Raw genomic sequence first — 25,213 nt, forward strand, 5'->3', positions numbered from 1 at the left:
CTGGAAGCGCCGCCTAGAACCGCCAGACGCCGCCGGCGCGGATGGCCTGGGCTTGATGCCGCTCCCCGTAGGTTCCTTCGTAGGTGACCCCGAACCGGGCGCGATCGCCCGACACCAGGTCGGCGCCGAGTTGGACGGCCAGGGCGTTGGCGTCGTACTTGGCGCCGCTGACCACGAAGCGGGTCGTCCCGCCGGCGAACGCGTTGGCGGTTTCACCCGCCAGGTCGCCGGTCGCCATGCGCCAGGCGACGGCGCCGCGCGGCCGCAGGACCACGGTGGAGCCGAGGCCGAGCTCGCCCTTCACCTTGACCCCGAGGTCGACGACGCCGAGCTCACGCGTGACGCCGTCCACCTTCAGGGCCGCGAAGCCGCCGGTTTCGCTGAAGTCGTCGCTCTTCACCTGAAGATAGCTGGCCGCCAAGAAGGGCTCGACCGAGGCCGCGCCCAGCGCCAGCGGGGCCGACACTTGGCCGAAGACCTGGCCGACCGTGGCGTCGTACTTGCCCTTCAGCCGATCCTGGGCGCCCGGGAACAGCACCACCCGCTCGGCGTCGACCGACGACCAGGCGTAGGCCCCGCCCAGATTGGCGCGCAGGGGTCCGAAGGTGGTGGCGGCGTAGGCCGCGACCTGGCCGCCGGAGGCCTCGGCGCGGCTGCTGCGCGCCGACACCCTGGCCTGGCCTTCGCCATAGGCGGCGGCCACGCCCAGGCGGGTCTCGCCCAGCACCTTGTCGCCGCCGACCACCAGGCCCGCGCCGTTGACCTTCAGGCCCGCCGCGCCCGCGCCGGGGTCGATCTCGCTCCAGCCCGCCAGGACGTCGCCCCAGCCGCCGGCGATCTCGGCGGACGCCGAGCTGCGGGCCTGGACCGCCTCGCGCAGACGTCCCGCCTCGCCCGCCAGGACGGACGTGACGTCGGCGTAGATCTGACCGTCCAGGGCGTCATAGGCCTGGGCCGAACCCGCCGCGTTCTGGGTGACCAGGGCGTCGTAGACCGGCGCTCCCAGACCCAGGGTTTCGGCCGCGCCGGCCACGCGGGCCTGGTTCGGGCTGGTGGCGAAGCTGGCGAAGCGGATGTCGTTGCGCAGCAGGTTCAGCCGCACCGCGTTGGTCGTGTAGGTCAGGCTGGGCGTCAGGAAGGCCATGTCGCTGGTGACATTGGAGAACCGCCCCGTGATTCCGCCCGCCGAGGTCAGGATGCCGTACTGGCTGAGGCGCGCGTATTGCGAGGCCGGACCGCCGGCCAGCACGGCGACGCTGGCGCCGGCCTGGATGGTGGTGGCGCCGCCGACGACGATCAGGTCGTGCTCGCCGGTCGGCAAAACCTCGACCTGATAGGTCGAGCCGCTGGCGAAGGTGAAGTCGCCGGCCACGTTCAGGGTGCCGGGCGAGTTGCCGGGAGTGACCTGGCCGCCGGTCTGCACGACCACGTCGCCGCCGATCGTCCCGGAGCCGCCCAGGGCGCCCGCCGAGCCGACCGTGACGTCGGACGTCACCGAGCCGTTGATCTTCAGCTTGCCGGCGCTGACCGTGGTGTCGCCGGTATAGGTGTTGGCGCCGGTCAGTTCGATGACGCCGCCGCCGGTGATCGTGAACGAGCCCGAGCCGGTGATCGCGCCGGCGAAGGTGGTGCTGCCCGACTGGTTGACGGTCAGGGCCCCGCCGTCGATGTCGACCTCGCCCGTCGCGCCGCCGCTGAGGTTGGTGATGGTCTGGGTCAGGCCGCTGAGGTCGAGCACGCCGTTGTCGACCTGGACCTCGGCGGTCTGCGGCAGGTGCAGGATTCGCACCGACCCGCCCTGGACCGTGGTCGTGCCGGTGAAGCCGTACTGGCCCGACAGGGTCAGGCGAGCCGCCCCCTGCTTGACCAGGTCGCCCGCGCCGGTGATGTCGCCGCCGTAGTCGTACTCGTTCGAGCGGTTGAAGATCGCCGTGCCGGCGATTGCCAGGTCGCCGGTCAGGTCGCCGATCGTCCCGCCGTCGCCAACCTGCAGGGTCGCGCCCGAGGCCACCGTGACGTCGCTGCTCAGCGAACCGGTCAGCAACAGCTTGCCGCCCGAGACCGTGGTCGGGCCCGCATAGGTGGCCGCGCCGCTCAGGGTCAGGGTCGCGGCGCCCGACTTGGTCAGGCCGCCGGCGCCGGTCAGGTCGCCCGAATAGCTGGAGCCGTTGATCTGGACGATCGTCAGGGTCCCGGCCCCGATGTCGAGGTCGGCGTCGCCCGACAGCCCGCCGGTGGTCTTGGCGCCCGAAGCCAGGGCGAAGGCGTCGCCCTTCAGGTTGAGCCGCGAGTCGGCGGACAGGTTGGCGATCGTCACCAGGCCGCCGTCGTTGGTCAGCAGGCCCGTGCGCGAATAGGCGCCCGACAGGGTCAGGTTCCCGCCGCCCGCCCAGATCACGTCGCCGCCGGCGCCCGACAGGGCGTTGGTCAGCGTGTAGTCGCCGGCATGGCCGATGAAGAATTGCCCGCCGTCGACCTTGATGGCGCCGGCGAAGCCGCCGACCGAGCCCGGCCCGGAGACCTTCACCGTGCCCAACCCGGCGTCGTCGGTGACGTAGGCCGCGCCAATGACCACGTCGCCGCCGGTCTGCTCAAGGGCGCCGCCGATGTCGGTCGCCACGTACAGCTCGCCGCCGTTCACCCGCGTCACGCCCGTATAGGTCCAGGCGCCGGAGGCCAGGATCGCGCCCGAGTTCAGCACGACGTCGCCCGTCCCGCTGATCGATTGCACGCCACTGTCGGCATAGAGGTTGGTGTCGAAGCTCTGGGAGATCAGCGTCCCGTCATTGTGGATTGAAAGACCCGTGCCCGGCGTCGTCGTCTGGAGCCAGGCGTTGGCGTCCTGGCGGTCGTCGATGCGCAGGGTCGCGCCCGAGGCGATCGCGATGTTGTCGGTCTGCAACAGGCCGGTCAGGGTCCAGTCGCCCGCCTCGACCGTGGCGGTTTCGAAGCCGAGAACGCCGCCGAACGTCTGGTCGGCGCTCTGCTGGCTGGAGGTTCCCTTCAGCACCAGGCTGTCCACGCCGGCCCCGCCGTCGACGGCGCCGGTGAAGCTGGCGCCGGTCAGGATGGTCAGGGTGTCGGCCCCATCACCGAACTTCACGGCCAAGGCTCCGGTCCCGCCGCCGATATGGCCGGCCGTGGTCAGGCTCGCGCCGTAACCCGTCGCCGGCGAGCCTCCCAGCCCGCTGGGCACGGGGATGGCGCGGAATTCGACGGCCGGGCCGCTGGTCGAGGTGATCGAGGCGTCCGCCCCGACCGTGACCTCGGCCCGGTTGAGGGCCGAAACCCGGACCCCGCTCTGACCGCCCACGGTTTCGCCGGTGACGGTGAGGTCGACGTCGTGGCTGGCGAACAGGTCGATGGCGACGCCGCCCGTGTCGCCGGCGACCGCCCGATCCGAGGTCACGACGACGTCGCCGCGATCGGCCAGAGCCTGGATCGCCCGCGCGCTGGCGCCGGTGATCTGGGCGTCCTGGCTGGTGATCGTCACCTGGTCGGCGCGGCCGTAGACGGCGACCGTGCTGGCGCTGCTGGCGCGCGCCTTGCCGCTGTTGATCTCGACCTGGCCGCCCGTGGACACGCCGAACACGGCCGAGGCGTATTGGCCCACCACGGCGGAATCGACGCTGTTGACGGTCACGTGACCGCCATTCGTCGAGCTGGCGCCCACGCCGTCGGCCGTGAAGCCGCCCCTCAGCCCGGTGTTGGCGGTGCGGGTGACGCCGGCGTCGACGACGATATCGCCGGTCGTGCTCTGAACGAAGACGCCCACGTCGCCCGCGGCGCCGGCCGAAACCTCGCCCGTGGTCACGTGCACCGCGCCCTCGCGGCCGTAGACCACGACGCCCGTGCCGTCAGCCGCGACCTTGTCGGCCGAGATGTTCACCGCGCCCTGGCCGTAGACGTACAGACCCGCGCCGCTGCCGACCGTTATCTCGCCGCTGTCGATGTCGATCGGGCCGGCGTGATCCACCCAGATCCCGTTCGAACCCGCGCCGGTGGCGCTGACCTTGTCGCTGACGATGCTCAGGGCGCCCGCGCCGCCGGCGGGGACATGGGGCGTGCCGTAGACGATGACCCCGTCGGAATCGACCATGATCCCGTGGGCGTTGGCGCCGGTGGTGGTCACTTCGCCACTGTCGATGGCGATGTCGCCGTTGGACCACGCGTAGACGCCGCCGGCGCCGTCGCCCGTCGTGAGGACCGAGCCGCTGGTGACCGAGGCGCTCGCCCCGCGGGCATAGAGCCCGGTCGAGCCCTGGCCCGCCGTCACCACCGAATCGCTGTCCACCGACACCGCGCCGGTCTGGCTGATCGCGTAGGCGCCGAAGGCCGAACGGCCCGAGGTCTTGGCCTCGCCGCTGGTCACGCTGACATCGCCGCTGGTCGACACCCCGCCGACGGCGTCGGCCGTGAAGCCATGGGCCAGGTCGCCGCTGGTCTGGGTCGAACCCGCCGTGATCGCGATGTCGCCGCTGATGCTCTGGGCGAACACGCCCACGTCGCCCTCAACGCCGGTCGAGACCGCGCCCGTGGCCACCTTCACCGCGCCCTCGCGGCCATAGACCACGACGCCGGTGCCGGTCGCCGTGACCTTGTCGGCCGAGACGTCCACCGCGTCCTGGCCGTAGACGTACAGGCCCACGCCGTTGCCGACCGTGATCTCGCCGCTGTCGATCGTGATCGGACCGGCGTGATCCACCCAGATCCCGGTCGAGCCCGCGCCGGTGGCGCTGACCTTGTCGCTGACGATGCTCAGCGCGCCCGCGCCGCCGGCGGGAACGTGCGGCGTCGCGTAGACGATGGCCCCGTCGGAATCGACCATGATCCCGTGGGCGTTGGCGCCGGTGGTGGTCACCTCGCCGCTGTCGATGGCGATGTCGCCGTTGGTCCAGGCATAGATGCCGCGGGCGTTGTTTCCGGTCGTGCTGGCCGAACCGCTGGTGATGCTGATGTTCGCGGTCTTGTTGAACGTCAGGGCCATGATGGCGTCAGCCGCGTTGGCGCCGCTGGGCGCGCCCGTGGTCGAGGCCGTGTCGCTCTTGATCGTCACCCCGCCGCCGCCGTTGGCGTAGATCGCCCGGCCGCCGGCCCCGGCCGCCGTGGCGGTCCCGCTGTCGATGCTGATCGCGCCGTTGGCCGCCGAGGCGTAGATCGCCCAGGACTGGGCGCCCTGGGCGCTGGCCGTGTCGCTGGTGATGTCGATGCCGCCCAGGAAGCTCTGGGCGCTGATGGCGTTGGCGAACACCTGGACGCCGCCCACGGTGATCACGTCGCCGGTCGCCGCCGCCTCGCCGCTGACGATCTTGATCGCCCCGTCGCCCTTGGCCAGGATCGCCGAGCCGCCGGCCCCCGTGGCCGTGGCGTGCTGCGAGGCGACGTCCATCAGGCCGGCCGCCTCGACACGGATGGCGTCGGTATAGTGGGTCGCGGTGTCATAGGTGACCGCGCCGTGGGTGGTCGTGGTGTCGGCCACGACCTTGGCCGTGTCGCGCGCCCGGACATAGATTCCGTACGCGCCGTCGCTGGCCGTGGTGACCGTTCCGCTCTCGACGGTCGCGTCGCCGGCCAGGGCCGTGGCGGTCACCCCCAGATAGCCCACGCCGCTGGTCGACAGCTCGTCGACCTTGACGCTGACGTCGCCGCCGTAGCTGCGCGCGCCGATCGCCTGGCCAAAGACCGTCTCGCCGAAATAGCCAGTGGCCGGCCCCCCGGTCGCGACGATCTTGCCGACGGTCACCGACACGTCGCCGAACGCATAGGCGCCGATGACGCCGTTGGGTCGCGTGACCGTGGCCTCGCCGACCACGACGGTCGCCTTGCCGCCGCTGGTCGGCGCGCCGGCGGGACCGCTCAGCGAACGGGCCGACACGACGCCGCCGCCCAGGCCGGAGGAGGCGACCTTGTCGATCTCGACCAAGACGTCGCCGGTCTGCGAGCCCGCCGCGACGGCCGAAGTATAGGTTCCGGCCGTCGACAGCTCGCCGGCCTTGACCTTGATCGCGCCGCTGACCGACTGGGCGATGATCGCGTCGTTGGTGTCGCCGCCGGTGAAGCCGGTTCCGGCTGTGGCCGCCTTGGTCACGGCGATGTCGATCGCGCCGCTGGTGGTGTTGACCACCAGACCCGGGGCGTTGTCGCCGCTGGTGGCGATGTCGACCGCCACGATCCCGATATCGCCGGCCCCGCCGGCGACGTCCACCGCGATCGCGCCGGTGTTGGAGACCGAGGCGGGCAGGTTCAGAATCAGATCGTCGATCGTCGTGTAGCTGACGCCGGTGGTGACGGGGGCCGAACAGGTGACCACCCCGCTGGCGGGCGCGCCGCATTCTTCGGCGGCCAGGGCGGCGGCCGGCTGGACCAGCAACGAGCATCCCAGAGCCGTTCCCGTCAGCCACAAGGCTCGCGGATTGCGTCGAGCCTTACCGCGTTTGATTTCGATTCCCGACATGTTTCACCCCACTCAGCCACTGGACATTCGCCGTTCCCCGAACGACAGCGTCGGAGCTAGCGGGGCCTGGACCAAGGCGACAACCCCCGTTTGAGGGGGGTGATCGGAGCAAAAGATTCTCATCCACAACGGAGGCGGCGCATGAAACGCGCACGAAAGGACGCCTACTCGCGCGATCATGTGGCGGCTCGGCGCCGACGGCGGACATTGGGCGCGGACCGGAAAACGGGACCTGTCACCGCCGAGCGCACGAGGCGCGGCCTGGGCCCAGATCGCGTCCGGCGCGCGCTTCGGCTGCGTAACGATCGGTCGCCGATCGCCCAAAACCGAGGCGCCCGGCATCGACCTGCTGCGCGGGCAGTATTACATATTGCATCCTTCGTAATATTCACCGTCGGATGCATCCCATGGACACGCCCTCCTCGACACTCGCCCGCCTGAGCATCAGCCTGCCGGCCGAGCTGATGGCGCAGCTGGACGCCATGGTCGCCGAGCGCGGCCTGCCCAGCCGCTCGCAGATGATCGCCGAACTGATCCGCCACGAACTGGCCGAGCACAGCGCCGAGCGTCCCGACGCCGTCCTGGCCGGCACCATCACCCTGATCTATCGGGCCGAAAGCGGCCGGGTGCGCCATGCCCTGGCCCAGACGCAGCTCAGCTTCGTCAAGGAGGTGATCTCGGCCCAGAACGTCTTCCTGGAGGACGATCAGGCCATGGAGGTCCTGCTGGTCCAGGGTCCGTTCGAGCGCCTTCAACAGCTCTGCGACGACCTGCGCAAGGTGCGCGGCGTGCAGCAGATCAAGCTGGTGACCACCACCGCCCTGCTGCCGCCGCTGCATTTCCACGGCGAAGAAGGAGAAGTCGTCTGATGAGCGGCACCGCCGATCCCTACGCCGCCCAGGCCCACGCGCGGGCCCAGGCCGGGACCCGGGCCGAGGCCATGCCCACCGTGCCGGCCACCGACGCCGTCGACCTGCCGCTGGGCGTCGCCGCCGACGACGTGGTCTGGGACGAGACGATCGCGCCGGGCGGCTATGCCGGCCGCCAGATCGCGCGCGGGACCCGCCTGCGCCTGACCGACCTGGCCGGCGACGCCAGCCCGTCGCTGCTGCTGTTCAACGCCGAGCGCCCGGTCGAGCGCCTGAACATCGCCGACACCCTGAAGGTGCAGTGGAACGGTTATCTGGGCCAAGGGCGCCTGCTGCTGTCGGACATGGGCCGGGTGCTGGCCAGCCTGGTGGAGGACACGGCCGGGACCCACGACGCCTTCTGCGGCGCCTCCAGCCAGGCCAGCAACGCCCGCAAGTACGGCGACGGCTTCAACCACGGCGCCCACCCCAACGCCCGCGACCGCTTCTCGCTGGGCGTGGCCAAGTTCGGCCTGGGCCGCAAGGACATCCATCCGTGCCTGAACCTGTTCAAGGATGTGCGGATCGCCCAGGGCGGCGAGACGGTGATCGATGTCGGCCCCTACCCGCCGGGTCGGTTCGTCACCCTGCGCGCCGAGATGGACCTGATCGTCGTGGTCGCCAACTGCCCGCACGTGCTGGACCCGCGCCCCGACTATGCGGCGACCGCCCTGCGCGCCACCGCCTGGCGCGGCCAGGTCACCCCCGAGGCCGATCCGATCCGCAACGCGACGCCGGAAGGCCTGCGCGCCTTCCTCAACGTCGAAGACTACTACCGTCACTGAGGGCCGCATGACGCACACCCCGCCCCCGCTGTCCGGAACCGTGGTCCACGACGAGGTCGTGCCCGCCCGCGCGCCCTGGCTGCACGAGGTCAAGGCTGGCCAGACCCTGCGGATCGTCGATCTGGAGGGCAACCAGGCGGTCGACTTCCTGGCCTACAGCGCGGCCGACGACGCCGAGCGCTACAGCGCCCAGGACACCATCGCCGCCCAGGGCAACGTCTTCCTGCGCGAGGGCTCGGTGCTGCTGTCCAACGAGGGCGCGCCGATGATGACGGTCACCGCCACGGCCGTGGCCTATCACGACACCATCGGCGGGGCCTGCTCCTGCGAGAGCAACACCCTGCGCTACGGCCACCACACCAAGGCTCAGCACGCCTGCGTCGAGAACTTCCTGACCGCCAACGCCCGCCACGGACGCGGCAAGCGCGACATGGTCAGCAACGTCAACTGGTTCATGAACGTGCCGGTCGAGGCCGACGGGGCCCTGGGCATCGTCGACGGCATCTCGGCCCCCGGCCTCTATGTCGACCTGCGGGCCGAGATGGACGTGGTGGTGGTGGTCTCCAACTGCCCGCAGATCAACAACCCCTGCAACGGCTTCAATCCGACGCCTGTGCGCATGATCGTTTCGGAATAGGCCCGCGCCCATGCTCGACAAGGTTCCTTTCGACAAGGTCCTGATCGCCAACCGCGGCGCCATCGCCTGCCGGATCATCCGTACCCTGAAGGCCATGGGCGTGAAGTCCGTGGCGGTGTTCAGCGACGCCGACGCCGGCTCGCTGCACGTCAGCCTGGCCGACGAGGCTGTGCGGATCGGCCCGGCGCCGGCGGCGGAAAGCTATCTGCGCGCCGACCTGATCCTGGCGGCGGCCAAGGCGACGGGCGCCCAGGCCATTCATCCGGGATACGGTTTCCTCAGCGAAAACGCGGACTTCGCGGAATCTTGTGAAGCGGCGGGGATCGCCTTCGTCGGTCCGACCGCCGACAACATCCGCGCCTTCGGCCTCAAGCACACGGCCCGCGACCTGGCCCAGGCCCACGGCGTGCCCCTGGCGCCGGGCACCGACCTGCTGATCGATCCGGCGGCGGCCCTGGAAGCGGCCGAACGCATCGGTTTCCCGGTCATCCTGAAGGCCACGGCCGGCGGCGGCGGCATCGGCATGCGGGTCTGCGAGACGGCCGAGGCGGTCAGCGAGGCCTTCGCGGCGGTGCGGCGCCTGGCCACCGGCAATTTCAGCGACGGCGGGGTGTTCCTCGAGCGCTATGTCCGCAAGGCCCGCCACGTCGAGGTCCAGGTGTTCGGCGACGGGGCCGGCAAGGTGGTGGCCCTGGGCGAGCGCGACTGCTCGCTGCAGCGGCGCAACCAGAAGGTCGTCGAGGAGACCCCCGCCCCCGGCCTGCCCGCCGCCACCCGCGCGGCCCTGCTGGACGCCGCCGTCCGCCTGGCCAGCGCCGCCAACTACCGCTCGGCCGGCACGGTGGAGTTCCTCTACGACGCCGAGCGCGACGACTTCTTCTTCCTGGAGGTCAACACCCGGCTGCAGGTCGAGCACGGCGTCACCGAGCAGGTGACCGGCGTCGACCTGGTCGAATGGATGGTGCGCGGCGCGGCCGGCGACTTCGCCTTCCTCGACGTTCCGCCGCCCGAGCCGAAGGGCGCCTCGATCCAGGCGCGGCTCTATGCCGAGGACCCGGCCCAGGACTACCGCCCCAGCTCCGGCGTTCTGACCCAGGTTTCGTTTCCGCCAGGCGTCCGCGCCGACGGCTGGGTGGTGGACGGGACCGAGGTCAGCGCCTTCTACGACCCGCTGCTGGCCAAGCTGATCGTCACGGCGGCCGATCGCCCGGCGGCCGTGGCGGCCTTGCAGGCGGCCCTGGACGAGACCCGGCTGGCGGGGCTGGAGACCAATCTGGACTGGCTGCGCACCGTCGTCCGCTCGGAGGCCTTCGTCAGCGGCGAGGTCTCGACGCGCGCCCTGGAGGGCGTGACCTGGACGCCCGAGACCATCCAGGTGCTCAGCGGCGGTCCGGCCACCACCGTCCAGGACTGGCCCGGGCGCCAGGGCTACTGGGACGTCGGCGTGCCGCCGTCCGGCCCGATGGACGCCTTGGCCTTCCGGCTGGGCAACCGCCTGCTGGGCAATGGCGAGGACGCGGCGGGGCTGGAAATCACCGCCCTGGGTCCGACCCTGAAGTTCAACCGTTCCGCCGCGGTCTGCCTGACCGGCGCGGCGTTCGACGCCAAGCTCGACGGGGTGGCGGTCGAGGCCTACGCCCCGGTCGCCGTCGCCGCCGGCCAGACCCTGAAGATCGGCCGCGTGATCGGCGCGGGCCTGCGCGGTTATCTGCTGTTCCAGGGCGGGCTGGACGTGCCGGTCTATCTGGGCAGCCGCTCGACCTTCACCCTAGGCGGCTTCGGCGGCCATGCCGGGCGCAATCTGACCGCTGGCGACGTGCTGCGATTGAAGGACGCCGCCCCCGCGACGACCGCCGCGCCGCTCGCCGGGGACCTGCGCCCCGCCACGACCAAGACCTGGACCGTCCGCGTCCTGCCCGGCCCGCACGGCGCGCCGGACTTCTTCACCCCGGCCGACGTGGCGATGATCGGCGGCACGGACTGGAAGGTCCACTACAACTCCAACCGCACCGGCGTTCGCCTGGTCGGCCCCAAGCCCGAGTGGGCCCGTCGCGACGGGGGCGAGGCCGGGCTGCATCCGTCCAACATCCACGACAACGCCTACGCCATCGGGGCCGTCGACTTCACCGGCGACATGCCGATCATCCTGGGTCCGGACGGCCCGTCGCTGGGCGGCTTCGTCTGTCCGTTCGTGATCGTCCAGGCCGACCTGTGGAAGGCCGGGCAGCTGGCGCCGGGGGATACGGTGCGGTTCGACGTGGTGGACGACGCGGCGGCGGCGGAGGCGTTGGCGGAGCAGGAAATCCTGCTCGAAACGCTCCGCGAACCTCCCCCCGTGGGGGAGGTGTCGGCGAAGCCGACGGAGGGGGGAGAACCTGTTCTTCAGGAACTCCCCGAACAGGGCCATCGCCCCCACGTCACCTATCGCCGCCAAGGCGACCAGCACCTCCTCGTCGAGTACGGCCCCATCGTCCTCGACCTCGAACTCCGCCTGCGCATCCACGCCCTGCTGCTGGACCTGCGGGCCCTGGCCCTGCCCGGCGTCATCGACCTGACGCCCGGCATCCGTTCGCTGCAGGTGCACTATGACAGCCGCCGCCTGACCCAGGCCGAGTTGCTGGCCGCCCTGACGGCGGCCGAGGAACGCCTGGGCGGTCTCGACGATTTCGAGATCCCGTCGCGCGTGGTCCACCTGCCGCTGAGCTGGAAAGACCCCGCGATCTATCAAACGATCGACAAGTACATGCAGGCCGTGCGCGACGACGCGCCGTGGTGTCCGGACAACATCGAGTTCATCCGCCGGGTCAACGGCTTGGCGAGCATTGATGATGTTCAGAAGATCGTCTTCGACGCCCGCTACCTGGTGATGGGCCTGGGCGACGTCTATCTGGGGGCGCCGGTCGCGACCCCGGTCGATCCGCGCCACCGTCTGGTGACCACCAAGTACAATCCCGCCCGCACCTGGACCCCGCCCAACGTGGTCGGCATCGGCGGGGCCTATATGTGCATCTACGGCATGGAGGGCCCCGGTGGTTACCAGCTGTTCGGGCGGACCATCCAGGTTTGGAACACCTGGCGCCAGACCGACGCCTTCGTGGACGGCAAGCCGTGGCTGCTGCGGTTCTTCGACCAGATCCGCTTCTTCCCGGTCAGCGCCGAGGAACTGGTCGAATGGCGGCGCGACTTCCCGCTGGGCCGCCGCCAGATCCGCATCGAGGAAGAGACCTTCCGCCTGTCGGACTATCGCCGGATGCTGGCCGAGAACGCCGACAGCATCGCGGCCTTCCAGGCCACGCGCCAGGCCGCCTTCGACGCCGAGCGCGCCGAATGGGAGGCCAAGGGCGAGTTCGCGCGCGTCGAGGCCCTGTCCGGCGTGGCCGACGACGGCGGCGAGGCGGCGGCCGTCACCGTTCCCGACGGCAGCGACCTGGTCGAGGCCCCGCTGGGCGGCAATGTCTGGAAGGTGCTGGTCGAGCCCGGCCAACGGGTCGAGGCCGGGACGGTGATCGCCGTGATCGAGGCCATGAAGGCCGAGTGCGACGTCAACAGCCCGACGGCCGGCGTGGTGACCGCCGTCTACGCCCAGCCGGCCCAGGCCATCGCCGCCGGCGCGCCGATCGTGGCGATCGCGCCCGATCTGGAGGCGGCGGCATGAGCGGCTTCCGGCGCCTGTCGGTCACCGTCATCGCCGACGCCGTCAACGGCGGCGCCGGCGCTGTCGAGGTCGCCCAGGCGGCGCTCGACGCGGTCGCCGCCTATGACGAGATCCAGCCCCAGGCCTGGATCCTGCGCCTGCCCGCCGAGGCGGTCCTCGCCCAGGCCCGCGCCGTCGACACGAGGATCGCGGCCGGCGAGATCCTGCCCCTGGCCGGCGTGCCGTTCGCGGTGAAGGACAATATCGACGTCGCCGGCTGGCCCACCAGCGCCGCCTGCCCGGCCTTCGCCTACACGCCCGAGCGCTCGGCGACCGTGGTCGAGCGGCTGGTCGCGGCCGGGGCGGTGCTGATCGGCAAGACCAATCTCGACCAGTTCGCCACCGGCCTGGTCGGGGTTCGCAGCCCCTACGGCGCGCCGCTGTGCGTGTTCGATCAGGCCTACGTCAGCGGCGGCTCCAGCTCCGGCTCGGCCGTGGCGGTGGCGGCGGGACTGGTGGCGTTCGCCCTGGGCACCGACACCGCCGGCTCGGGCCGGGTGCCGGCCGCGTTCAACCATCTGGTCGGGCTCAAGCCGTCCAAGGGCCGCTGGAGCACGCGCGGCCTGGTTCCGGCCTGCCGCTCGCTGGACTGCATCAGCGTGTTCGCCGCCGACCTGGCCGGGGCGGCGCTGGTGGACGAGGTGCTGACGGCCTTCGATCCCGAGGACGACTATTCGCGGCGCGCGCCATCCTCGCCGCCCGCCGCGCCGGAAGGCCCCTTCCGCTTCGGCGTCCCGCGCCCAGACCAGCGCCTGTTCATGGGCGACGAGCAATCGGCCGCCCTCTACGCCGCCGCCCTCGACCGCATGACCGCCGCCGGCGGGACGCCCGTCGAGATCGACATCGCCCCGCTGCTGGACTGCGCCAAGCTGCTGTACAGCGGCCCCTGGGTGGCCGAGCGCACGGCCGCCGTAGAAGATCTGCTGCGCGACGGTCCCGGCGCGATCCACCCGACCGTGCGCGCCATCGTCCAGGGCGGGGTGGTGGTCACCGGCGTCGAGACCTTCAAGGGCCTCTACGCCCTGGAGCGCTATCGCCGCGCGGCCGAAGCGATCTGGGACGACGTGGACGTGATGCTGCTGCCCACGGCCCCGACCATCTATCGCCTGAAGGAAGTGCTGGCCGAACCGATCGCGCTGAACGCCAATCTCGGCCTCTACACCAACTTCGTGAACCTGCTCGACATGAGCGCCCTCGCCGTCCCCGCCGGCTTCCGTGAGAACGGGACCGGCTTCGGCGTCACCCTGATCGGACCGGCCTTCGCCGACCGCGCGCTGCTGGCCCTGGCCGAGCGCTATCTGGAGACCTTCCCCATGGCCGACACGCCCCCGCTGGACCTGACGCCGCGCAAGCCCGGCGTGAAGCTGGCCGTGGTCGGCGCCCACCTGGCCGGGATGCCGTTGCACTGGCAGCTGACCTCGCGCGAGGCGCGGTTGGTCTCGGCGACCAGGACCGCTCCCGCCTACAAGCTCTACGCGATGGCGCGGACCACGCCGCCCAAGCCGGCGCTGATCCACGTGGGCGCCAATGAAGACGGGGGCGGCGCGTCGATCCTGGTGGAGGTCTACGAACTGGACTTCGAGGCCTTCGGCAGCTTCACGGCCGAGGTCCCCGCCCCGCTGGCCATCGGCACGGTGACCCTGGAGGACGGAACCTCCGTGAAGGGCTTCGTGGCCGAACCGCGCGCCCTGGACGGGGCGACGGACATCACCGCCCTGGGCGGCTGGCGGGCCTATATCGCGTCGCTGGCGGGCTAGCCGGCGCGGCCGCGGCGCGCGTTTCAAGCATTTTTCCCCGGAATCGCTGAAAACTGCTATGATTGCTGACGCGCTGACGTCAGCGCTCTTGCACCAGCAGACAATCGTTTCGACGCCCCGGCCACGCGACCATCGCCTGGCCGGGTCTCGTCGCGCGCCCTGCCCGGACCCGGAAGCACGATGACCAAGCACGCCGAAATCACCTGGATCGCTCAGAACGGACGCCACACCACCTACGAGCGGATCACCCATGTCGGCGGCCCCTCGCCAGAGCCCTGGGCCCTGACGATCAGGCAGGCGGTCAAACTGGCCGACGCGGGCCAGCGGCGGTTCTTCGTGATGCGCGACGGCGTCGAGGTGAAGGTCGAGGCCCTGACCAGCCGCACGGGCGCCCGCTATCTGAAGACGGCCAACGACCGCAACGAACCCCATGAGCTGTTGAAGCTTCCGGCGAACCCGGAGTTCGAGGCCCAAATGGCCGCCGCCAGCGCGCAGGTGGCCTAGAGCCTGTCCCTCTGGGATATGCTCTCGTTCAAACATCTTGAGCGTGGCGTGCGCCGAAACCGGCATCCACTTTCGGCTGCCACGCTCTAGTCGCCCAGGCCCGCCAGCGCCTCGGGTCCCACCGCGCCCGGCTTGTCCAGCGGAAAGTCGTAGACCGCCGTCGAGCCGTACCGGTGCGGGGCCTGCGGGTCGCGGCGGCGCTTGTCGAAGGCCAGGACGCGGGTCCCCAGCTTGAAGGCCTCCTTGATGTCGTGGGTGACCATCATGATGGTCAGGCCGTGCTCGCGCCAAAGGCCGGTGATCAGCTCGTGCATGTCGAGGCGCACGCCGGGGTCCAGGGCCCCGAACGGCTCGTCCAGGAGCAGGATGCGCGGCTTCTTGATCAGGGCCTGGGCGATGGCCAGGCGCTGCTGCATGCCGCCCGACAGCTGGGCGGGATAGACGTCGCCGCTGTCGCCCAGGCCGACGGCGGCCAGCATGGCGTCGGCCTGCTCCAGGGCCGCGCGACGCCTGGCGCCCGACAGCCGTCCCCGGAACATCGAACCCGCGCAGTCCAGGCCGAACACCACGTTGTCGCGGGCGCTGAGGTGCGGGAACACCGAATATTTCTGGAACACCACGCCCCGGTCGGGGCCCGGCTCGGCGCGCAGCTTGCGGCCGTCCAGGTCGATCGCGCCCTTGGTCGGGGCCTCCTGACCCAGGGCCAGGCGCAGGAAGGTGCTCTTGCCCGCGCCGGACGGTCCGACGATCGAGACGAAGCTGCCCTGCTTGATCGACAGATCGACATTCTCGAGCACGACCTTGTCGCCGTACTCGACCCAGACGTTGCGGAAGGTCAGCAGGTCCATCTCAGCGCCCCCGCGCGGGATGGGCCCAGGGGTAGAAGCGGCGGCTGACCAGCTTCAGCGCCACGTCCATGGCCACGGCCAGGATCGAGATCCAGACGACGTAGGGCAGGATGATGTCCATCGACAGATAGCGGCGGACCAGGAAGATCCGGTAGCCCAGGCCGACATCGGCGGCGATGGCCTCGGCCGAGATCAGATAGACCCAGGCGGGACACAGCGACAGGCGCAGGCTGTCGATCAGCCGCGGCATGGCCTGGGGCAGCGCCACGCGCAGGGCCAGCTGCCAGGTGCTGGCGCCCAGGGTCTGGGCCTTGACCAGTTGCTCCTCGGGAATGGCGCCGACCTGGGCGGCCAGGTCGCGGACCATGACCGGGGTGATGCCGATGACGATCAGGGCGATCTTGGCCGTCTCGCCCAAGCCGAAGACGATGAACAGGATGGGCAGGATCGCGATCGGCGGCACCACGGCGATCGCCGCCACCAGCGGCCCGAACTTGGCCCTCAGCAGGGGCAGCAGGCCCAGGCTCAAGCCCAGCACCAGGGCGAGCGCGGTCGAGATCCCCAGAGCGGTCCCGATCCGCCTGAGGCTGGCCACGGTGTCGACCACCAGCGGCGCGTCGCCGGTCAGCGGATCGACCCTGGCCATCATTTGCACCGCCTCGACCATGGCGGTCGGGGTCGGCAACAGCTTGTCGCGCGGGTTCTCGGCGTGGCGGGCCTGGGACGCCATCAGATAGACCAGCGCCACCGCCAGCAGAGGCACGAGGCCGAGCAGGACGCTTAGGCCGCCTCGGGGTCTGACGTTCAACAAGCGGCGCATGAAGCGGGTCTGGGTCCTTTGATATCCATCAGGAAGCCGCCCTGCCCCGGCCGCCGAAAACCTCGTCCTTCGACAAGCTCAGGATGAGGTTTTCGACTGCCGCGGCCTTGGAAACGGTCCTCATCCCGAGCTTGTCGAAGGACGAGGACCACGCACGGCTTTTTGGAAGTCGATACGCTCTACAGCTTGCCGTCCACCGCCTGCTGCACATAGGTCGGATCGAAGCGCAGCTTCACATTGGCCGGATCGCCCAGCGTCTTGCCATTGGGGAAGCTGATGCCGATGTCGTCCACCGACTTCGCGCCCTGGCCGAACAGCCCCATGCTGAAGCTGAACTTGCGGACGCGGTCGTTGGCGGTGACCAGGTCCGGGCTGACCGTCGCGGCCAGGGCGGCCTTGGGATCGGCGTAGAGATAGGTCGTCTTCAGCTGGCTCTCGAAGCCGGCCAGGTCCGAGCCCGACAGCTTGGCCATCGCCTCGCGGGCCGCCTTGCCTTCCGGGGTCTGGGCGACGGTCAGGGCCATGGTCTCGTACCAGATTCCGGTCAGGGCCTTGCCCAGATTGGGGTTGGCCTTCAGCGCGTCGGTGCTGACCATCAGGCCGTCGAGGATCTCGCCGGGGATCTTGGAGCTGTCGAACACCTCGGTCGCGCCGGGCATCTTCTTCACTTCCGACAGCTGCGGGTTCCAGGTCACCAGGGCCTTGGTGTCGGCGGCGCCGTAGGCGGCGACGATGTCGGCGTCGGAGGTGTTGACCGTCTTGACGTCGGCCATCTTCAGCCCGGCCGTCTCGAGCGCGCGGGCCAGCAGGTAGTGCGAGACCGACAGCTCGACCAGATTGACCGGCCGATCCTTGATCTGGGCCAGGGTCGCGCCGTTCTTCAGGATCACCCCGTCATTGCCGTTGGAATAGTCGCCGATCATCAGGACGGTCGTGTCCTTTCCGGCGGCGGCCGGAACGGTCAGGGCGTCCATGTTGGTGGCGGTCACGCCGTCCAGCTTGCCGGCCGAAAACTGGTTCAGCGACTCCACATAGTCGTTGATCTGCACCAGCTCGATCTCGACGCCGTACTTGTCGGCCCACTTCTTCACGATCCCGGACTGCTGGGCGTAGGCCCAGGGCATCCACCCGGCATAGATCGTCCAGCCGATCTTGTAGCTGGTCTTGGCGGGCGCCGCCGCCGGAGCGGTTTCCGTCTTCTCGGCGGGCTTGGGTCCGCACGAGGCCAGGGCCAGGCAAGTCGCGGCCATGGCCGCGATGAAACGCTTGCGGGTGAACAAGACAGTCATGAGCGGGCTCCCTCCAAATTCGCTGAAGGCAGCGTTCGACATATTACGAGTTGTCGCAATCGTAATACCGCCGACAGGCCGCTGGCGCGCTCGCCTCCACGCCGATCTGCCAAAAAAGCAGGCCCCTCGGCCCTCAGGCGCCGCATCCCGCGCCGTTCACGCCCGCCCTCACGCGCCCGCCAAGGCCAGGTTTGCCTCCGCCCCGTTCATCACCCAGCGTGAAGTCTTCGCAGGGAGGGTTGCGATCATGCTGTCCAAACTGGCGACCGGCCTGCTGCGCTTGATCCGCGACGGCTTCGCGGCGCGGGGCGGCCGATACTGGCTGACCTGAAACCGACGCCGGAGCAGGATCAACCCAGCAGCGGCTTGACCCCTTCACCGCTGCCCGACGCCGGGCGAGTCCTGGGATCGCCACTTGTCGAAAACCGCCGGCGGGCGCGCGGCGAGCGACGCGCGGAGGTCCTCCATGGGCCGCTGGCTCTCGGAAACGCCGCCGAGCAACGGACGGTTGATATCGATGATCAGGATGAGCGAGAGCGTCAGGAGCGCCAGGAGCAGCCCGGCCTCGCGGCGGCTCTGCATGCCTCTCAGCACGTAGCCCAGCACCGCGGCCGTCGCCACGAGGAATATGATCAGGACACCGAACACCTCGGTCGGCACGCGCGTCACGCGCGCCATCTTGCGCGAGGCGTCGAGGTCGATGACGGTGTTGACCGAGCTGAGGAAGACGCTGGAGAAGTCCAAGGTCTTCACGCTGTCGAAGGCGGCGCTGGTCGCCGCCCAGAGGTCCGTGATCAGCGCGTCGTTGACCCGCAGGGAGTCCTGTTGAGCCGGACTGCCGGAGGCCGCCTTGGCCAGCACCAGACGGTTGTCCGTGTACTGAACCAGAATATGCGTGATGCGCGCCCGGTGCGGCTCGGGCAGCAACTGGGCGCGCAGGTAGGTGGTGCCGATGGCGTTGGCTTCCTCGAGCACCAGGAAACGCCTGGCGTCGAAGCGATCCACCGCCATGGAGAACGTAAAGCCCAACAGAAGCGCCAGCAGCCCAAGCACCGCCGAGACGATGTATCCCTCCTGCCCGCTCTCGGCGTCCGCGTCCGCGCCCCGCTTGCGACGGCGGTAGTCATGAAGCATCGCCCCCGCGACCGCCGCCGCGCACAGCGCGGCGAAGAGGCAGGCCGCGATCACAGACAGGTTCGCGCTGCTCAGCCACGCTTCCAAGATTTGCCAGTCCATCGGCGGCTCCTCAGTTCGGCGGTCACGGGCGTCGTCAACCGCGCGCCTCACGGCTCTCGCTAGATTCTCCACGACGTCAGGGTGCGCGCGCCTTAGCTTCGCGCTTTGAGCGAGATCAAGCGCTCTCGCCGACACCGGGCGCGGACTCCCGTGGATCGGGCCGCCGCATCCTCCGCGACAGCCAGGCCCAGCTGGCCGCCGAGATGCCCGTGGCGACGCAGATTGCCGCAAACGCCGCCGGCGGCCTCGCCATGCGAAACAGGGCCGCCAAACCCGGCGTCAAGAACACCAACAGCAGGATGGCGCCCGCCGTCCCCGCGATGGTCCAGAAAACCCAGCGCCGCGCATCCAGCAGGCGTCCGTCACGCCCCGCGGCGTCGGTGACGGCCAGGGTCAGGTTGCCGATCACCAGCGCCACGAACGCTCCGGCCCGCGCCTGGGCGGCGGACATGAACGTCAGGCCCCAGAGGTAGAGCGCCAGCACGGCGGCCAGAATGGTCAGCCCCTGCAAGACGCCGAGCGCGATCTGCCGCGGCCCGAACAGGCTTGCCCGAGGCGAGCGCGGCGGCCGCCGCATGCTCTGGCGATCACTGGGCTCGCCTTCGAAGACCAGCGAGCAGACCGGGTCGATGATCAGTTCGAGAAACACCACCTGCACTGGAAACAGCATCGGCGGCGCGCCGAGCAGCACCGGCGCCAGGGCCAGGCCGGCGATCGGCACGTGGATGGCGGTGACATAGGTCAGGGCGCGCCGCAGATTGTCGTAGATCCGTCGGCCCAGCCGCACGCCGCCGACGATCGACGCCAGACTGTCGTCCAGCAGGATGAGGTCGGCGGCTTCGCGGGCCACGTCCGTCCCGCGCCGCCCCATGGCGATGCCGATATGGGCCGCCTCCAAGGCCGGCGCGTCGTTGACCCCGTCGCCGGTCATGGCGACGATCTCGCCATTGGCCTTCAGGGCCTCCACCAGCGCCAGCTTCTGTTCGGGCCGTACGCGCGCGAAGACGCAGACGTCCGCCAGGCGCGCGCGCAGCGCCGCCTGATCGAGCCGAGCGATGTCATCCCCGGTCAGAACGCCCGCCCGCACGTCGAGGCCGGCCTGGCGCGCGATGTTCAGGGCCGTGGCCGGATAGTCGCCGGTGATCATCATCACCTTGACGCCGGCGGCCCGCGCCTCGCGCACGGCGGCGGCCGCGTCGGCGCGCAACGGATCGGCGAACCCGACGAGGCCGCGGAAGACGAACCTGACGACCTCGGGCTCGTCCGGCGCGGCGCCCTCCCCGACCGCCTCGGCGACGGCCAGCACGCGCAGGCCATCGATCGCCAGGACGTCGAGCGCCGCGCGGATGGACGTCGTCTCCCCGGGCGCGAGACGGCACAGGGCGAAGATCGCCTCCGGCGCCCCCTTTGCGGCCATCAGCAGACTCTGATCGCCCCGGCGCCAGGCCTGAACGACGGCCAGGCGTCCCGTTCGCAAGGGCCAGACCCGTTCGAGGCGCGCGTCGGCGGGCGGACAGGCCAAGGCGATGAGCGCCCGGTCCATCGGATCGACCGGGCGCGGAGCGCTGGCCAGGGCCGCGGTGGCCAGCAGCGGGTGCGGATCGGAGGCGTCCGGCGGCGTGGGCGGGCCTTGCGCGCCCTCCGCCCAGAGCCTGGCGACCGTCATGCGGTTTTCGGTCAGGGTCCCGGTCTTGTCGACACACAGCACGGTGGCGCCGCCGAGGGTCTGGATCACCGCCCCGTGGCGAACCAGCACGTTGTGGCGGCCAAGCCGCCATGCGCCCAGGGCCAGGAAGATCGACAGCACCATCGGAAACTCTTCCGGGATCATCGCGATCGCGACCGTGATGCCCGCCAGGGCGGCCTCGAGCCAATCGCCCCGCATCAGCCCGTAGGTGACGACGACCAGCAGGCAGAACAGCCCGGCGGCCAGGCCGAGCCACCCGACGAGCCTCGCGATGCTTTTCTTGAGCGGGTCCTCGGGGGGGGCCAGCGTCGCCAGGGCCGCGCCGATCTTGCCGATGGCGGTTCGCGGTCCCGTCGCGGTCACCTCGGCCACCCCCTGGCCCGAGACGATCAGCGTGCCCCCGAAGATCGCGTCGGACAGGCCCGCCGATCCCGGCGCGCGCTGAACCGGGACCGACTCGCCCGTCAAGGCCGCTTCGTCGATGGTCAGCAGTTCGCCGTCGATCAACTGGCCGTCGGCGGGCACGCGCTGCCCCTCGCCTACCAGGACGATGTCGCCCGGAACGAGCGAACGCGACGGCGCCAGCCGCTCGACCCCGTCCCGCACCAGCCGCACCATGGGCTCGGCCAAGTCGCGCAGCGCCTTGAGCGCCCGTTCGCTGCGCGCTTCCTGGAACACGACCTGGACGATGGTGGCGACCGCCGCCAGGGTCAGCAGCAGGCCTTCGGCCAGATCGCCGACCGCCAGATAGAGGGCCGAGGCGGCCAACAGCAGTCCAAACATCGGCTCGCGGATCGTCGCCAGCACGATCTGCGCCACCGAGCGCGTACGCGGCGGATCGAGCTGATTGGGACCAACCAGCGCGAGACGACGCGCCGCCTCGCCCTCGTCCAGACCCTGGGTGCGTTCGGTCACCTGCGCCTCCGTCTCGCCAGACTGCACAAGGCGACTTGGCTAGGCGTCGCGAGGCCGCCGGGTCACGGCATAGGTGACGAGGCCGGCGGCGACGGCGATCAGGGCCACGCCGGCCGCGGAACCGGCCAGCGCCTGGCCGGGATGGCGCCGGATTTGTCGCTCCGCGGCCATCTCGAGACGATCGAGCTTGGCCTGGACGTCACCGACCAGTTCGATGGCCGCGTGGCCCAGGGCCACCGCGCTCACCGAGACCGCGTCGCTGGCGTCCTGGCCCAGGTGGTCGACCATGATCTTGAAGTGATCGGTGACGTTTTCGAAAGCGTCGCGGCCGTCGCGGGCGAGCGTCTTGATCTTGCGAGCTGACATTGTCCTGCCTTGGAGTTTGGGGGTGGGTGACGCCCCAGAACACGCCCTCTCGCGGCGACTTGGGTTGACCTGGGTCAAGTTCGGTCGGGCGTCTCGCCTTCAGACGGTCGAAGGCCCCCGGTGTCGGATCGGACACCGCCAGCCCGTTTCACGGCGCGGCGCGGCGGCGTGCCATGAGCGCCAGCGGAAGCGCCGACAGATTGAGGCAGACGGCCAGGGCCGCGGCGAACGCGCCCCAGACCGGCGCGCCGTGCAAGGCCAAAAGCGCCAGAGCCAGGGGCCCGGCGAGGGACAGGAGGACCATGCCGCGCGCCTTCCAGCCCTCGATGGTGGCCGGCGCGCCGACGCCCAGGAGCGCGAGGCCTTGGCCGCTCGCCGCCACGAGCGCCAGCGCCGTCTGGCTGGGAAAGGCCGGAACCCGGGTCAGGATCAGCGTGGCGCCGAATCCGCCCGTGATCACGCACCAAGCGATGACGGACCAGACCGCGTGCGTGCGATGAGCGCTCCACAGCCCCAGGGCCGCGCCAAACACCAGGCATCCCAGCAGATAGCCGCCGGCCGCGTCGCCCATCACGGGCGCGGCCAGCGCCAAGACCGGAAAGATCCAGCGCAGCCCCTCGGCGTATCCGCGACGGACGGAAATGGGACGGGGATTGGCGCGGATCATCGCCGCCGTCGGATGTATCGCATCGCCGGCCCCTCGCCGCAGATCGCCCGCAGCACCGCCAGAGTGGCCATGACCGCCAGCACGGCCACGCCCGTCAGGTTCAGGCCGTGAATAATCGATTGCAGAATGCTCATGCCGCGCCCCTTCCGAACCACCGCCCAGTCTGCCGCGTTCGCGACAGAAGGACTTGACCTGGCTCAACTGGAGGCCTTGCTTCGGACGTCAGACAATCCTTGAGCGTCACGGCGCGCGATTTGACGACGCTCAAGGCGGAATCCACGGGCAGGCGCAGCCTCGAAGCGGTTTCATCCAAGGGAGGAAACGATGTCCAGCCCCGACACGCCGGGACACGACCAGGACCCCGCCGAGCGGATAGCGGCGATCCTGGTCGACCACCACCTGATGAGTCTGGCCACGCTTCGGGCGGACGGCTGGCCGCAGGTCACCATCGTCAACTATCTGGCCGACGGGCTGGCGCTGTATTTCCTGGTGGCTCGCGACAGTCAGAAGCTCGCCAATATCGTGCGGGACCCGCGCGTCTCGATCGCCATCGGCGGAGAAGCCGACGGCGTGGCCCGCGGCCTGTCGATGGCCGCCGTCGTGGACGAGGTCCCGGCCGGAAAACACATCGAGGCCCTGAATCGGCGCATCCAGATGCACGCCAAGACCGAGCCGTTCACGCCTCACCCCGCCAGTGTCGACGTGGCCGTGCTGCGCGCCACGCCGCGCGTCATTTCGGTGATCGACTACCACGACACGTCGGCGCGCAGCCGCCTCTACACCGTCAGCCAGGAATGGCGGCTGAATCCCGCGGCCGCCGTCCCCCACGATCCGACGACCACGCGCTGATCGGCGTCAAACCGCGGGGCTTGCGTCGCCGCGCGGCGTCAGGCTGCGCACATAGGCGTCCAGGTCGCGCATTTCGGACGGGCTCAGAGCCTTGGCGGGCATGGCGTAGTGGCCGACCTGGGAAATGGCTTCCAGTTCCCAATCCAGCCTCTGGTCCGCGTAGCGGCGCGCCACCTGGGTGAACGGCGGCGCCTGCGGGTCGCGGCTCGGGCCTGTTCCGCTGATCGCATGGCAAGCCGCGCACCGGGCCTGGGCCAGCGTCCGCCCCCGGCCGACCTCCCCGAGCCGTTCCAGGGGCGAGACCTTGACGGGCGGGGCCAACAGGCCGCAGCCGGCCAGGGCGGCCGCGCCCAGGCCGATCAACAGGGCCCGGGCGGGCGTCATCGCGGCGCGGCCGCGGTCGAGAGGCTGGGAATCGCGCTCATGGGGATCTCCTGGGCCGAGGACGGCATGATCGCCCGAACCAGCCTGCGCGTCGTGGGCGGATCGGCGTTGAGCATGATCAAATCCGCCCTCCTGATCGCGCGCGCCTTCAGGTCAGCGCCGCGGATCCAGGCTGAGCAGATAGGCGCGAAGCGCCGCGACCTCGTCATCGCCGAGGTCGGCCATGGGCATGCGCGGGTGCGATCGCGGCGAACCTTCCTCGGGCGGGCGGCTCGGCCGCAGCATCCCTTCCTCCAGCACGAGGTCGAGACGGCCCTTCGGATAGCGCCGCCAGAGATCGCGAAACGGCGGCGCGTCGGCCAGCCGACTGGCGCCGTCGGCCACCGCGTGGCAGCCGCCGCAATTGCGCTGCGCGACGCCGCGCCCGCCGGTCATGTCCGGCGACGAGGTCGCGGCCAGGGAGGCCCCGGCGAACGCCAGCCCGCCGGCCGCCAAGACCCCCGCGAGGATGGGGCGACGACGCGCGCGGATCATCGGCTCGGCTCCGTCAACGGCTTGGCCAGGCTGGGTTCATGATGAGACGGCCCCAGCCAGCCCGGCGACTGGCAGGCGGCGACGCCGCCGACCACCAGCATCAGGAACGTCAGAATCGCCCACAGCCAACGCCGCGCCAGGCCCCGCAGGCGCCGACCCATCCTGGGCCCGCGCCGGCGCCGCCTGGGCGACGCCGGCGCGTCGGCCGATCGGGTGGACGCCTGGGCGTCGTCGGCGGGGTTTTGATCATTGCCCATGGCGATTCCTCCAGAACTGAGCCGATCACGTGGAACGGAACCCGCGGGCCGGCCCGGCCCTGCAGGCCGGCGGCGACGCGCACTTGGGATCGAGCGGGCCGTAGACAGCCCTGCTGACGGGGATAGCGTCGCCCGCCGCCGGCCGCAGTTGGGATTAATACGTAGTCGGCGTCCGCGCGGCGGCGGCGATCATGCGCTCCACCGCCTCGCCCAGGGTTTGCTCGACCAGCGGCTTTTCGATCACCAGGGCGTAGCCCGCCGCCCGCGCGCGCGCCTCGACCTCACGGCTGGGGAAGCCGGTGATCAACAGGGCCGGTCCGTTCCAGCCGGCGGCGCGCAACGCCGTCAGCAGCGCCACGCCGTCGATCTGCGGCATCTTGAAATCGGCGACCAGGGCGACCGCGTCCATCTGCGCCTGCAGATCGGCGATCAAGGCGGCGCCGACGGCGTAGGCGCGAACGTCGAAGCCTCGGCCCCGCAGCAGCAGTTGCAGGGCGCGGCGCACGCCGGGGTCGTCCTCCACCAGGAGCAGGCGGGGACGCGCGGGCGTGTCGGGAGATGCGGCCAAGATCATGTCAGCACGGGGGACCATCGCTCGGGAAAGGCGGCCAAGCCTCTCCCA

The 25,213-nt window shown here is 70.6% G+C and carries 20 protein-coding genes; 7 read left to right on the forward strand and 13 right to left on the reverse strand.

Annotated elements, in window-relative coordinates; translation table 11 throughout:
* Positions 1-13 precede the first annotated feature (13 nt).
* Complete coding sequence (locus ASD21_RS17880; protein ID WP_056444426.1) at positions 14-6,370, reverse strand: autotransporter domain-containing protein; 6,357 nt, start codon at positions 6,368-6,370, stop codon at positions 14-16.
* 482 nt (positions 6,371-6,852) lie between these two features.
* Here ASD21_RS17880 and ASD21_RS17885 point away from each other — a divergent pair, with 482 nt between their 5' ends.
* The 6 genes from ASD21_RS17885 to ASD21_RS17910 all read left to right on the forward strand — a co-directional run bounded on the left by ASD21_RS17885 (position 6,853) and on the right by ASD21_RS17910 (position 14,739).
* Positions 6,853-7,323 (forward strand): CopG family ribbon-helix-helix protein, encoded by a 471-nt coding sequence (locus ASD21_RS17885; protein WP_156390704.1) that lies wholly within the window; start codon positions 6,853-6,855, stop codon positions 7,321-7,323.
* Positions 7,323-8,147 carry an urea amidolyase associated protein UAAP1 gene (locus ASD21_RS17890; protein ID WP_056444430.1) on the forward strand — a complete coding sequence of 275 codons (825 nt, stop codon included), beginning with the start codon at positions 7,323-7,325 and terminating at the stop codon, positions 8,145-8,147. The genes ASD21_RS17885 and ASD21_RS17890 overlap by 1 nt, the downstream gene beginning before the upstream one ends.
* A 7-nt stretch (positions 8,148-8,154) precedes the next feature.
* Entirely contained in the window at positions 8,155-8,784 is a 630-nt protein-coding gene (locus tag ASD21_RS17895) for an urea amidolyase associated protein UAAP2 (protein WP_056444433.1), read from the forward strand.
* Positions 8,785-8,794: 10 nt separating this feature from the next.
* Positions 8,795-12,439, forward strand: coding sequence for an urea carboxylase (gene uca, locus ASD21_RS17900; RefSeq protein ID WP_056444435.1), 3,645 nt, complete (start codon positions 8,795-8,797; stop codon positions 12,437-12,439).
* A complete protein-coding gene (atzF, locus tag ASD21_RS17905; protein ID WP_056444438.1) occupies positions 12,436-14,235 on the forward strand; it encodes an allophanate hydrolase in 1,800 nt (599 codons plus the stop codon). Before uca ends, atzF begins: the two co-directional genes overlap by 4 nt.
* Positions 14,236-14,415: 180 nt before the next feature.
* Positions 14,416-14,739 carry a DUF3892 domain-containing protein gene (locus ASD21_RS17910; RefSeq protein WP_056444442.1) on the forward strand — a complete coding sequence of 108 codons (324 nt, stop codon included), beginning with the start codon at positions 14,416-14,418 and terminating at the stop codon, positions 14,737-14,739.
* 86 nt (positions 14,740-14,825) lie between these two features.
* Here ASD21_RS17910 and ASD21_RS17915 read toward each other — a convergent pair whose 3' ends face one another.
* From ASD21_RS17915 to ASD21_RS24100, 8 genes are all read right to left on the reverse strand, one after another.
* The gene (locus ASD21_RS17915; RefSeq protein WP_056444445.1) at positions 14,826-15,587 is read right to left on the reverse strand and encodes an ABC transporter ATP-binding protein; all 762 of its coding nucleotides are present in this window, start codon (positions 15,585-15,587) and stop codon (positions 14,826-14,828) included.
* 1 nt (position 15,588) lies between these two features.
* Positions 15,589-16,407 (reverse strand): ABC transporter permease, encoded by an 819-nt coding sequence (locus tag ASD21_RS17920; RefSeq protein ID WP_056444448.1) that lies wholly within the window; start codon positions 16,405-16,407, stop codon positions 15,589-15,591.
* Between the two features lie 179 nt (positions 16,408-16,586).
* Entirely contained in the window at positions 16,587-17,696 is a 1,110-nt protein-coding gene (locus ASD21_RS17925; protein WP_056444451.1) for a putative urea ABC transporter substrate-binding protein, read from the reverse strand.
* Between the two features lie 375 nt (positions 17,697-18,071).
* Positions 18,072-18,932: a bestrophin-like domain gene (locus ASD21_RS17930; RefSeq protein WP_056444454.1), complete on the reverse strand. Its 861-nt coding sequence runs from the start codon at positions 18,930-18,932 to the stop codon at positions 18,072-18,074.
* 115 nt (positions 18,933-19,047) lie between these two features.
* Positions 19,048-21,534 carry a cation-translocating P-type ATPase gene (locus ASD21_RS17935; protein WP_056444457.1) on the reverse strand — a complete coding sequence of 829 codons (2,487 nt, stop codon included), beginning with the start codon at positions 21,532-21,534 and terminating at the stop codon, positions 19,048-19,050.
* 39 nt (positions 21,535-21,573) lie between these two features.
* Entirely contained in the window at positions 21,574-21,900 is a 327-nt protein-coding gene (locus ASD21_RS17940; protein ID WP_056444461.1) for a hypothetical protein, read from the reverse strand.
* Between the two features lie 148 nt (positions 21,901-22,048).
* Positions 22,049-22,567: a hypothetical protein gene (locus ASD21_RS17945; RefSeq protein ID WP_056444464.1), complete on the reverse strand. Its 519-nt coding sequence runs from the start codon at positions 22,565-22,567 to the stop codon at positions 22,049-22,051.
* Positions 22,564-22,701 carry a hypothetical protein gene (locus ASD21_RS24100; RefSeq protein ID WP_156390705.1) on the reverse strand — a complete coding sequence of 46 codons (138 nt, stop codon included), beginning with the start codon at positions 22,699-22,701 and terminating at the stop codon, positions 22,564-22,566. Before ASD21_RS24100 ends, ASD21_RS17945 begins: the two co-directional genes overlap by 4 nt.
* A gap of 190 nt (positions 22,702-22,891) precedes the next feature.
* On the opposite strand from ASD21_RS24100, the gene ASD21_RS17950 reads away from it, so the two are divergent.
* Positions 22,892-23,416: a pyridoxamine 5'-phosphate oxidase family protein gene (locus ASD21_RS17950; protein WP_056444467.1), complete on the forward strand. Its 525-nt coding sequence runs from the start codon at positions 22,892-22,894 to the stop codon at positions 23,414-23,416.
* A gap of 6 nt (positions 23,417-23,422) precedes the next feature.
* On the opposite strand, the gene ASD21_RS17955 is transcribed toward ASD21_RS17950, so the two are convergent.
* The 4 genes from ASD21_RS17955 to ASD21_RS17970 form a co-directional block, all read right to left on the reverse strand.
* Entirely contained in the window at positions 23,423-23,800 is a 378-nt protein-coding gene (locus tag ASD21_RS17955; protein WP_056444470.1) for a c-type cytochrome, read from the reverse strand.
* Positions 23,801-23,953: 153 nt separating this feature from the next.
* Positions 23,954-24,334: a c-type cytochrome gene (locus ASD21_RS17960; RefSeq protein ID WP_056444473.1), complete on the reverse strand. Its 381-nt coding sequence runs from the start codon at positions 24,332-24,334 to the stop codon at positions 23,954-23,956.
* On the reverse strand, positions 24,331-24,591 hold the full coding sequence (locus ASD21_RS17965; protein WP_056444476.1) for a hypothetical protein: 261 nt from the start codon (positions 24,589-24,591) through the stop codon (positions 24,331-24,333). The genes ASD21_RS17960 and ASD21_RS17965 overlap by 4 nt, the downstream gene beginning before the upstream one ends.
* A gap of 154 nt (positions 24,592-24,745) precedes the next feature.
* Positions 24,746-25,165: a response regulator gene (locus tag ASD21_RS17970; protein ID WP_056444479.1), complete on the reverse strand. Its 420-nt coding sequence runs from the start codon at positions 25,163-25,165 to the stop codon at positions 24,746-24,748.
* Between the last annotated feature and the right edge of the window lie 48 nt (positions 25,166-25,213).

The sequence above is a fragment of the Caulobacter sp. Root1455 genome, from assembly GCF_001426905.1.
Classification (GTDB): Bacteria; Pseudomonadota; Alphaproteobacteria; order Caulobacterales; family Caulobacteraceae; genus Caulobacter.